General features: G+C 37.3%; 11 protein-coding genes. 6 read left to right on the forward strand and 5 right to left on the reverse strand.

The genetic code is table 11. The features are described 5' to 3' along the window. Positions 1-346: 346 nt before the first annotated feature. Positions 347-1,108, reverse strand: coding sequence for an ATP-binding cassette domain-containing protein (locus DYY65_RS07570; protein ID WP_162477369.1), 762 nt, complete (start codon positions 1,106-1,108; stop codon positions 347-349). A gap of 524 nt (positions 1,109-1,632) precedes the next feature. On the opposite strand from DYY65_RS07570, the gene DYY65_RS12740 reads away from it, so the two are divergent. Then, the gene (locus DYY65_RS12740; protein WP_255457488.1) at positions 1,633-1,758 is read left to right on the forward strand and encodes a hypothetical protein; all 126 of its coding nucleotides are present in this window, start codon (positions 1,633-1,635) and stop codon (positions 1,756-1,758) included. Positions 1,759-1,832: 74 nt separating this feature from the next. Here the strand turns inward: DYY65_RS12740 and DYY65_RS07575 are convergent, their stop codons facing one another. Then, positions 1,833-2,051: a hypothetical protein gene (locus DYY65_RS07575; protein ID WP_162477370.1), complete on the reverse strand. Its 219-nt coding sequence runs from the start codon at positions 2,049-2,051 to the stop codon at positions 1,833-1,835. A 149-nt stretch (positions 2,052-2,200) separates the two neighbouring features. Here DYY65_RS07575 and DYY65_RS07580 point away from each other — a divergent pair, with 149 nt between their 5' ends. Next, complete coding sequence (locus tag DYY65_RS07580) at positions 2,201-2,596, forward strand: hypothetical protein (RefSeq protein ID WP_162477371.1); 396 nt, start codon at positions 2,201-2,203, stop codon at positions 2,594-2,596. Positions 2,597-3,863: 1,267 nt separating this feature from the next. Here DYY65_RS07580 and DYY65_RS07585 read toward each other — a convergent pair. Beyond that, positions 3,864-4,958: a class I tRNA ligase family protein gene (locus DYY65_RS07585; protein WP_162477372.1), complete on the reverse strand. Its 1,095-nt coding sequence runs from the start codon at positions 4,956-4,958 to the stop codon at positions 3,864-3,866. A 1,298-nt stretch (positions 4,959-6,256) separates the two neighbouring features. Here DYY65_RS07585 and DYY65_RS07590 point away from each other — a divergent pair. The 4 genes from DYY65_RS07590 (at position 6,257) to DYY65_RS07605 (ending at position 8,780) form a co-directional block, all read left to right on the forward strand. Continuing rightward, positions 6,257-6,484: a hypothetical protein gene (locus tag DYY65_RS07590; RefSeq protein ID WP_162477373.1), complete on the forward strand. Its 228-nt coding sequence runs from the start codon at positions 6,257-6,259 to the stop codon at positions 6,482-6,484. Positions 6,485-6,502: 18 nt separating this feature from the next. Next, the gene (locus DYY65_RS07595; protein ID WP_370519326.1) at positions 6,503-7,846 is read left to right on the forward strand and encodes a diaminopimelate decarboxylase family protein; all 1,344 of its coding nucleotides are present in this window, start codon (positions 6,503-6,505) and stop codon (positions 7,844-7,846) included. A gap of 55 nt (positions 7,847-7,901) precedes the next feature. Beyond that, positions 7,902-8,234 (forward strand): acylphosphatase, encoded by a 333-nt coding sequence (locus DYY65_RS07600; RefSeq protein WP_162477375.1) that lies wholly within the window; start codon positions 7,902-7,904, stop codon positions 8,232-8,234. Positions 8,235-8,327: 93 nt separating this feature from the next. Then, on the forward strand, positions 8,328-8,780 hold the full coding sequence (locus tag DYY65_RS07605) for an HIT family protein (RefSeq protein WP_162477376.1): 453 nt from the start codon (positions 8,328-8,330) through the stop codon (positions 8,778-8,780). A gap of 225 nt (positions 8,781-9,005) precedes the next feature. On the opposite strand, the gene DYY65_RS07610 is transcribed toward DYY65_RS07605, so the two are convergent. Beyond that, positions 9,006-10,115 (reverse strand): PhoU domain-containing protein, encoded by a 1,110-nt coding sequence (locus DYY65_RS07610; RefSeq protein ID WP_370519325.1) that lies wholly within the window; start codon positions 10,113-10,115, stop codon positions 9,006-9,008. A 63-nt stretch (positions 10,116-10,178) separates the two neighbouring features. Then, positions 10,179-10,566 (reverse strand): phosphate signaling complex PhoU family protein (locus tag DYY65_RS07615; RefSeq protein WP_201449397.1); only part of this gene is annotated, 388 nt, incomplete at its 5' end.

Consider the following 10,566-nt stretch of genomic DNA (forward strand, 5'->3'; position numbering starts at 1 on the left):
ATTATCTACGGTAATCCACCGTCGAACATCCCTTCAAATTACAGTTTCCCTGAGGGATTATGAAGCATTTGACTCATGAATTTGCTGGTAGTGTTTATGTATGTAATAAATTTGGATTATGTGTATAAACTGTTCAGGCCTTGAATCGGAGGTGAGGATCATTTCACGCATGATCAGTTAACAAAACTAACTGCCTGCTCCTCTACGGAGGCATACTTCATCTACATTTTGCAAATTAAAATCGTCTTAGCCATAGTTACTATTTTATCAGCCACTTTATTGTAAAGAAAAGGTATCTAAAGCCAACCTAACATTAACATTTAAACTTCAATTGCATTGGTCTGATTTACCTAATGTTCGATCGTAAATGTTCCCCATCTACCTTCGACTCTGTTTGTTTATTATTGAATCTTAAGGTATCTATAAATGATCTAGTGAATTGTTGTTTTGGTCTAGACATGACTTCATCGCGTGTACCTTCTTCGATAATCTTTCCATCGGCAAGGATCACAATTTTGTCTGCCAAGGCTAAAGCTTCATTTGGATGATGCGTGACATAAATAGTAGGGATTTTGAATATGTTGGCAGTGGTCTTGACAGCTTGTGTCAAAACAAGCTTTGATGTGATATCCAGATTCGTAAAGGGCTCATCCATAAGAAGCAGCAGGGGATCAGTTAAGATGGTCCTGGCTATCGCGACTTTCTGCTGTTCTCCACCGCTCATATTTTGAACATCTCTGGAAAGTAATGGTTCTATTCCTAATATTGAAATTATCTGTTTCATCTTTATAATTGATTCTCTGTCTTTTTTATGACGTAAGCCGAAAGTGATATTGGAAAAAACATTCAGATGCGGAAAAAGATATAGTTTTTGGAAGATATATCCTACCTTCCTTTTTTCTAAAGGTACCTTATTTAGCAGAACTTGGTTGTAATATATTTTTCCTTGATCCGGTTGCATTATTCCAGATATGAGATTTAGCATAGTCGTTTTTCCAGATCCGTTTCTTCCTAATATCACAAGAATTTCTCCTTCATCAACTTCTAGGCTTAGAGGACCTAGTTGAAAATTACCAACTTTCTTGCTCAGATCTTGAATTCTAATCATGTTGTTGTTCACCTGGTTATACTAAATGTGTTATGTTCCAACCTAAGAGATTTATAGCTGGTTCTAGCAATAAGAAGTATTCTTTTCCTATGATAATGGGCTATAGCGAGTATTACTAAATTAGTCTGGCGCAGTTGGCTTGCGGCTCTCAAATAGATATATAGCAATTGGCTTAAAGTTATTAACGTTAAGCCAGAACGCCTATGACAGTACAAAACTCATCCGCAAACCTTCTTGGAGATGCCTAAGATTAGTAAAATTCTTTATTAGTCACTTCTTCTCGATCAATACTAATGGGAGAAACACTCGGTTACCATATAGGTAGAAAGGGATTAAATTGTGTGGCCTTCGGAATAGCAGTGATTCTAATAGAAGATGCGGTCAAGTGTCTATGTCGAAAAAAGTAAGTAGCTCGTAAGAAAAGAAAATCCTCAACTATATCATCAATCGTTGAACCTTGTATTGGTGTTGCAATGGTGTTGTGAATTGGAGCTTTAGACATATCAATTGGGTACCTCAGTATATTGGCTAGCTTTGGAAATATTAGCAAAACACCTGATGTTATCGAAAGGGAGGCAGTAATAGTCTTTAACCCACCTCAAAAGGAATTGTATAAAAATCGAGTCCCAACTGAGCCAATCTTTGTCTAAGCCATTGTAAGTCTGAAGGTAAGACCTCTATCCCAACTCTACAATTATCTCTACCTGGTCCAGTTAACCTGATATCATGTTTCTCTGGATAACATTCTATAAACCCACTCTGTTCCAGAACAGCCTCCGACATATGTAACATCCTCACTATTGGCAAATACTCCTATATTCATAGCTAATGGTCTAATATCATGCCAACCTTCAGGCAAGTCACAAAGTTGTTTAAATATATTATTTGCAATGATTGACGCATCTCTTCCAGGATAATCTGGTCGTCTTTGAGGCTCAGACATAACAATGATTAATTCCCCAACGCTATTGAGTCATTGTTATGGGCTTAAAGATATGTGATTTCTGACTTCATAGTTGTTCCGCTTTAGAATAAGCATTTTGTCTCGTATTTATTAAGTATGATAGTATACGCTAAAATGATGCATCTACAATGCTGCAGAAATCAAAACATAAACTACAACCAACGCTTAGTACCATAGTTAAGCATGAACTATTCAATGTCCCACAAACTTATGGTTCGTTCTCTGACGGTAATGGAAAGTATTGTGTACTAGCCGCAGTTGCCAAGTATTTTGGTTACGATGTAGAATCGAACAAAGACGAAAGTGCTATTTTGGCATCCGAATCAGTTATGATTCCAATGACTATAATTGATCAAATAGAGAGTTGTATTCCATATAGACGGATTGAAGATTACCCGCGTTGTAACTGCAAAACTAAGAATTACTTTCATTGTAGCATTATGTCTTTACTTATTCATCTAAACGATTATCGTCAAATGACATTTCAACAAATAGCTGATTTGTTGGAAGACAAAGGTTTGTAGTGGACATTTAACAGCTGCGGAAAGCTCAATGTCATACTGGTAAGGTAGTAGGTATTAGACAGACTATTGAGATATTGGAAAATATCCCAGAAATGGAAATTAAGACCATATACGTAGCCTTATCCGTTGATAGTCCGTCCGCAAAGTACGCGCATCTAGTAAACCTTATCTTTTAGGCCGTCTATATGTTATAGCGCTTAGAGGATGCAAATATGACAAGCCGGCTAATTATGCGATTTACCATGGGCCGGTTTGTCATATCATTAAACTAATAAGCACACTGGTTGTTCCACGGTGTCCCACTGCCTAACTGAATCTCACAGAATCAGGCTTCAAAAGTTGGATGTGGAGCTTTTGTCAGTTAATCCGGGGCCAACCACAGAACCATCCCAGCTGAAGCACTTGATGCTTGTGGTACGTCAATATAAAATACTGAGTGGGTTGTGCCAATAGTACTCGATATATGAGCAGTTGTAACCCCACACCAACTCGTTCTGTGATACTACTTGTATTCTGTTCACATACACCACAACGTCTTACATTAATACTACTATCTTGGAGGATGCACACAGGCTCGAATTGAGAGAAGAAATAATAGAAGCAAAGAAAGTGGATACTACCTAANCCTAATCGTCGATGCTCACCTTGCAAGTGCTCCCGCAGGATGAGTGGTTGGTATTGACGAACTGTGTGCAGTTGTATTCCCGGCTGCTCCTGTAGTGTTTGATCTTGACGTCATATTTACTCGCTGGATTAAGTACTTTACTCACGATGTCCTGCTTGGAAAAACCTTATGCCGGACTCTTCAGCTTGATTTTTTTGGGGATGATTCTCATGCTTGGACTAAGTGAAAATATGCTACAAGAATTGAAATCAATATTGCAGCAATTGTTACGATTATTGCGATTTGATTTACCATATTCCTCGATAAGCCTGCTTTTATTTAAATTTGGTAAGTAGTAATTGAAACACAAGCCCCAATGTGAGATATGTCAGGCAGTGCGGCTCCCAATGTAGTCTCCACCTGTTCACTTTCGCTCACCTCCTCCACTACCAATACACAATACCCTCTCTATAGCACGTATGTTACGTAGAAGTCTGCTATGGGGAAGAGGAATGCTAGAGAATATGGTAATAGAAATGGCGAAGGGGAAGTGCGTGTGTGAATAAAGCCTATAATAGTACTAGCAGAAAAGAATATAGTATCTTAATTCATTAGCCAATTAAGTAGATAAGGGGAATGATATTCAGACTTTCCTAAATTTCATCAATAGTTGAGTCCAAAAATACGTGTCATGTACTTCAGATCCGTAGGGTCATGGTGAGTTGCGGCTTCTATCAATACCTGCAAGGCCGCAGGTGTATTCATGTCATTCTCTATATATCTTGTAAATTTTTGTTTCAGTTTCGAACTACTCTGATTGGAAGTACCAGCGGTTCTCCAAAGCGAACTTGCAATTTTATCGTTTATAAAACAATATTTGTCAAGTTCGGATTGTAAGAATTTGAAAGGCTGCCTATAATGCCTTGAAAAGAGATACAGACGAATTATGTTCGAGCCATACTTCTGGAGCATATCTCGTATTCTTACTACATTACCGAATGATTTGGACATCTTTCTACCATTTACGGTGACTAATCCGACATGATTCCAGATTTTTACAGGTTGTTGGCTGGACGTTAAGACCTGCAATTGCGCGATAATTGACTCGTGATGTGGATACACTAACTCGATCGCACCGCCGTGTATGTCGTATTTCCCGTTGAAAAGTGACATTGCCACCGAAGAATCTTGTATATGCCACCAAGGGACCCCAGTCCCTAAATAATTGTCATAATATTTCTGACCAAAATCATCACTGCCATTCCAAAGCAAAATATCACTAGGATTCTTTTTCCCATTTGCTATATCGACTCTACTATTTATCAATTCATCTCTGCTCATCCTTGATAGCCGCCCATATGAAGCCAGTGAACTCGTATCCAAGTATACATTGCCGTTAGTAAAGTAGGCACGCTTATCAGTAACTAGGCCACGTACAAGATTCTTAGCAGTTTCTACGTAATCCGAAGTCCTAGCTATACTGAAGGTTTCAATCCCTAAGAATCGAATATCGATCAACAGTTCATTTATAAATCTATTTGATATTTCAGCAGCAGAAGATCCTTCCTCCTTCGCCCGAAAAGATATCTTAGGATCTATATCAGTTATATTCAATATTGCAGTTGTCTTCATTCCTTTTTGCTCCAAGTATCTTGTCAATAAATCATAAAATAGAAGTATTCTAGCATGCCCGAAATGTGAGAAATCATAGACAGTAGGACCACAAACGAGTATACGTGCCGTGCTATCTCTTGACAATGCTTCCTCTTTCTGACGGGACAAGGTGTTAAATATTCTCAATAACCACTTATAACATTCTAGAATTGTATTTAATACTACCTTATTGCACTATCTGAATTCTGAGGCCTATAATTGTCAATTCCTATGTAATTATTTTGAATTAGAGAGATCATTTACATTAGCCAGAATGAGACAATATCAATTTGAACGGTAAGGTTTAAAAGAATTGTAATGGTTTATTCTCTTTAGGTTAGTTTTTTTAATTAGATCATACATCGTTGTATTGTGTACCATAATTAGAAAGATTTTGTACCAATTGTCAAGCATAATATCAAATAAAAATAATAGTAAAAATAACCATGTAACGCTAAATGGTTCAAAGAATTCTTCTCGAATTGGATATAATAATTATATGATTCCTAGTAAATGTCGGTCGTTTACTAGAAACAGAAAGTAACGAGATTAGATCTAAATCATCGTGATCACACTGCTAATTAAAATAATCCACGGTCATTTCTTCTATCCTTCAAATCACTTTATTTAGTGTAGAATATTTAGTGTAGAATTGACGTTGTAAGTTCCAGCTATGAGGAATTATTTGACCATTGTGGGAAAGTAGCCGCCAGCTTCCTAAGATAATCGCTTGGGTCTTCGGCATAATATTAGTTAAAGCATTTAACCTCCTTCCATAAAAATTGTTCTACTGCTCTTCGGGTGAAGATGCTACTTAATGCTAATGGACCACTATCTACTCCTTTTAAAAGAGAAAATTAGTAATATAACGCCAGCTTTTCTCGAACTGATGATAATCGAAACATACCAATATTATACATTATACCCCAATACATTGTACCCAATGCCCTGCATCCAAAGACGATATACCCATCTGCCTTATTCTCTGGGTAAGACCTCTACTACAATTGCCTATATGCATCAAGTGTGGAATTTACTAGGCCGGACCTTATCTCGTTGGTACTTTTCAGAGGGTTTAGCTTAATAATTTTTATCTTGATCTAGTTATTACCAGAATATCAGCACAATAAATCCAATAATTGGATTTTTTAGTTGTATACCGCCTAAAACCAAGTTGTACAGATAAGACTCTGAATAATTCCTTCTTCACATTTACATGTGCAACTATTTTTCAAATATTATAAAAAATCCTCAATACGGTTACGGGCGATGTTATGAGGTCATGAGTTAAATGGTATCTCTGAGATGATATCTGTATTAGCGGCCGATCAACTGCGAGGTAGAAATGGTTTTAAAGAAAGACACAATAGGAAATTTTCCTCCTTCATTTAGATGAAGTAATAATGCTTATTGGAACCTTTCGTCTAACACGCAGTAGTTCGAAAGTTAAAGATACACCAAGGGCTCAGAGTCTAGGTTTAATGATCGCAAAAGATAGTCAAAAAATTGAAAAAGTGTATTTACGAATAGTAAAAAGACCACCCAAATTTGATGGCATCAGGAACGATAAAAAAAGATTCGAGGAGCAAAAAGATCAGGGCAATGTTTTTAAGTTATATGATTACGAATAAATTAACAAAAAGAAATTGGTGGAGAATTCTCAGATTCAACTGGTGGAAAATCTACTTCCAACGACACCAGCGTTGAACCGTTTTGTAAAACCCAATGACATCAACAACTTGGTCGCGCAGTACGGGACCCCGCTCTATTTGATTGATGAAGAGACACTGCATGCAAAGGTAAAAGAACTACATAAAGCATATAGCAAGTTTGTTGGACCATTAAAGATTGCATACTCAGTTAAAGCTAACTTTAGTCCAGCAATAATACGTACCTTCATAACTGATGGCATAACTTTTGATTTGACATCGGTCGGTGAACTGCATTTTATAAAAAGATGCAAGGCAATTCCTTACAATGCGATATACACAAGCGTTACTGAGGAATTTGAGGAATATCTAGAGGTACTACGAACTGGCATTAGAAAGGTAGTAGTAAGCTCATTTAATGGAATGACAAATCTTGCAAAAGCCGCAGAGAAAATAGGAGTTAAAGTACCAACCATGATTAGAGTTAATCCTGAAGTAGGAGTGAAAGCCGGTGTTCGTGCTTCTTATCGTAACGGCAAATTTGGTGTCCCATTCAATGGAGGGACAATCGATAGTGCTCCTAAACTAATTAAACACCTAATGAATAACGAATTATTAAGGTTCGAGGGCTTCCATTTTCATCTAGGATCGCAAATTACGGACTTTTCATGTTTTATACATGCACTGGATAAAATGGATGGATTCATGACAAGAATGAAGAAGGAGTTTCCAACCTTTCAGGTTAACACATTTGATATTGGTGGGGGCACTCCAATACTCTATAGTGAACCGGTACCGAGCCCAACTCAAATGGCAGAATATTTAGTTCCTCGGCTTAACCAATTGGCAAGCAGCCACGGAATATTCGAATTGATGATTGAAAGTGGCAGATTTCTAGTAGCCGAATCGTCAATGCTGATTTCTAAAATCGTGAATACCAAGGAATTTAGTGAACACAAGATTGTTATATTGGATGCGGGTTACCATCTATTGTTAGATGCTGCACTTCTAAAGCAAGAGTATCCACAAGAAATACTTTCACTCCCTAACGACAAAGGGAAAAGCACAACCATGCCAACAAAAAATATCCATTTGGCTGGAAGACTTTGTGATACCTATGACGTGTTTCCATTATCGAAGTCTTCGTTCCTTGGCGGAGCAGAGGTTGGAAGATACTTGTCATTCTATAATGTAGGAGCATACTCTCTTGTATTCAATATGCCTTTTCACTGCCAGATAAAACCACCTGTGATCATGAAGACCTCTAAGGGAGATTTTAAATTAGTAAGAAAAGGTACTTCGTATGAAGGACTTTTTATGGAAGAAGGGGGCGATATAATCTAGATTAGGTTTACACACAAGCTTATATATTTTGGGTTCAGCAGTTAATTTGTCACAATTGCCTTCCCAAATTAGATTTACCGGAAATGATCATAATAGCAGCAGCGGCGACAACAAGAAAATTAGAGCACATTTGTTGATAAATGGTAAGGTTCAAGGGGTGTATTTCAGACAAAACACTGTAATAGTGGCCGCAAGAAATAACGTAAAGGGTTGGGTTCGTAATTTACAAGATGGGCAGGTGGAGGTACTTTTAGAAGGATCCCAATCAGATGTAGGACAGGTGATTGGGTGGTGCAACACAGGTCCAGCTAATGCAAAGGTCATTAGTGTAGACGTAAAATATGAAAAGTATGTTGGAGAGTTTGAAGAGTTCAAGATCAGTTATTAAACTTTACCAAACAAATAGCTTTGCTACTGCTGGAATCTTAAGGTCATTTTTCACGTCTTTTATAAATAAGAGACACTATCGTATTAATTATAGTTGAAACCACTAGATAAAAAATGTATTTTTTGCGATATTGTAAATGGGAATATTTCAGCAAGAGTTATCACTCAGAACGAATGCGCAATTGCATTTCTTGATGCCTTTCCATTATCCAAAGGGCACACACTGCTTATTCCGAAGAAACACTATTCAAAAGTACAGGATATGGACCAAATATATTCATCCTCAATGTTTAATTTGTTGAGAAATGTAACCGCAGCAGTAGAAGAGGCGGCTGGAACAAAAGCTTCCACCATAGCAATACATAATGGAGTGGAGGCAGGGCAAGAAATATCACATGTCCATATTCATATTATCCCACGTACTCATAACGATGGAGCAGGCCCGATTCACTCAATGTTTAGAAATAAACCAAAGATTGATAATGGGGAGATGGATTTAGTGCTTGATAAAGTAAAACTACTTCTGCAAGCTAAAAGATTACAATAAACGCCTATTTAATCTCCAAACCAAAAGTGTAACACAAAGTTATCGAAATTACATCTGTTTTGTATATTGATGTAAGGTATGGTTTTCACTTAAAGCATCTGTACTACCTTGGATTACACAATCGCTACGATAATTCAGAATGATAGATTTTTAAGATTGTGTTCAATGATTAGATCAATTAAAATATTAATATCTTATAGTAGTACTAGATCCTGTAGGATTAAATTAGATAGGAACCCCATTGTCATGAATCGTTATTTTTTCGATTACTTCACTCACTGTTTCATTCATAGCTGCTTCAGCTATGTCACTTGCATGCTCAGCTGTCCGCCGTATGTCTTCCAAAATTAGCTTGATCTGTACGTTTGTAGATTCACGCGTTGTCGTAGAGGATGTCTTGTCCAGAACTTGAATTATTTCGTTTTCCATTGACCGTATGCTTACAGTTTTATCCACAATACTGTCAGCTAAATAATAATCTCTTTGTAGAAATGCTTCAACCGAGTCATTAAGTAATGATAGCGACATTCTGCTCATCCGATCTAATTTCTGAAGTACGTCTTTCGAAATTTTCTCCGTTATTTTGAGACATTTGTTGGCAATTCCTGCAGCGTGATCGGCAACACGTTCTATACTTCGTACTGCAACCCGATAACTCAAACTATCTGAAGGGCTACTTAATCCTATTTCTTGAAGCATCCTCTCATTCTTGGTAGCCATTACTAGATTCCGCAATATATACAAGCTAAATCTGTCTACCTCATCATCTGATTTTAAAATTGTCCCTGCTAGATCTTGATTTTGTTCGGCTATTGAAATCATTGCATCTTTATGCATTGCGGTCGAAATCAAAAACATTCTTCGTACAGCAGTGTTAACTGAAAGCTCTGGCAAATTTAGTAAAACTTGGACGGTAATTAGATCTGAGGCGTCAGCAATTATTTCTGTCCCTACCAAATTTCTTCGAACTACTTCCCTTACTGCATCACGTTGTAGAGAAGTAATTCTACCGGCTTTTGATTTCAAATGCATAATATTATAACCGGCTAGATACATTGAGACAACTTTACGCTTCAATGAATTGCCGTTCTGATCCTGTAGCATGAACGCAGTCACCTCATTGATTGAGACTGGTTTCCTTATTGCATTAGGGACTATCGATAAAGAATTATTAATCTCCCGTATAATTGTGACAGGATCACCAGGTTTAAGATGCATATCGTTCATCCATCTTTTAGGCAAAGATAATATGTACGTAGATCTACCTGTGAATTGTATCTTGCGTACCTCGTTTTCTTCAGATAGACGACTCAATAGAATCTTGTTAAAGTACACGTCGATAAGTATATTACCGTAATTAATCGTATACCACTATATCTTTCACATTAAACTATATAGTCAACGCCTTGGACTTGATATCCCCGTTGTACTATAACGTATGGAGTCTCCAATATAGCAGGCATGATCTGAAATTCTCTCTAAATACCTCAAAATTAGTAGGACGGAGATACAGCAGCGTAAATCGGTCTTTTCTCCAGCTTGGCCATCTCGAGCAATAATTTCACGTAGATATCTCCTATATAAAGCGTCGACACTGTCGTCCATTTCATAAAGTTTTGCAGATGCATCATTGTCTCTTATTTCCAGCCCTCGCACACTAAGAAGAATCATCTCCCTAACGGTTTTGGCCATTTCAAGGACAGCAGTCTTATCACAACTTTTGCCATAACATAAGGTCTCAAGTACATCCACGATGTCATAGGCATATCGCCCAAATCGCGAGAAC

The organism is Nitrososphaera sp. AFS, from assembly GCF_009898475.1.
Taxonomy (GTDB): Archaea; Thermoproteota; Nitrososphaeria; order Nitrososphaerales; family Nitrososphaeraceae; genus Nitrosopolaris.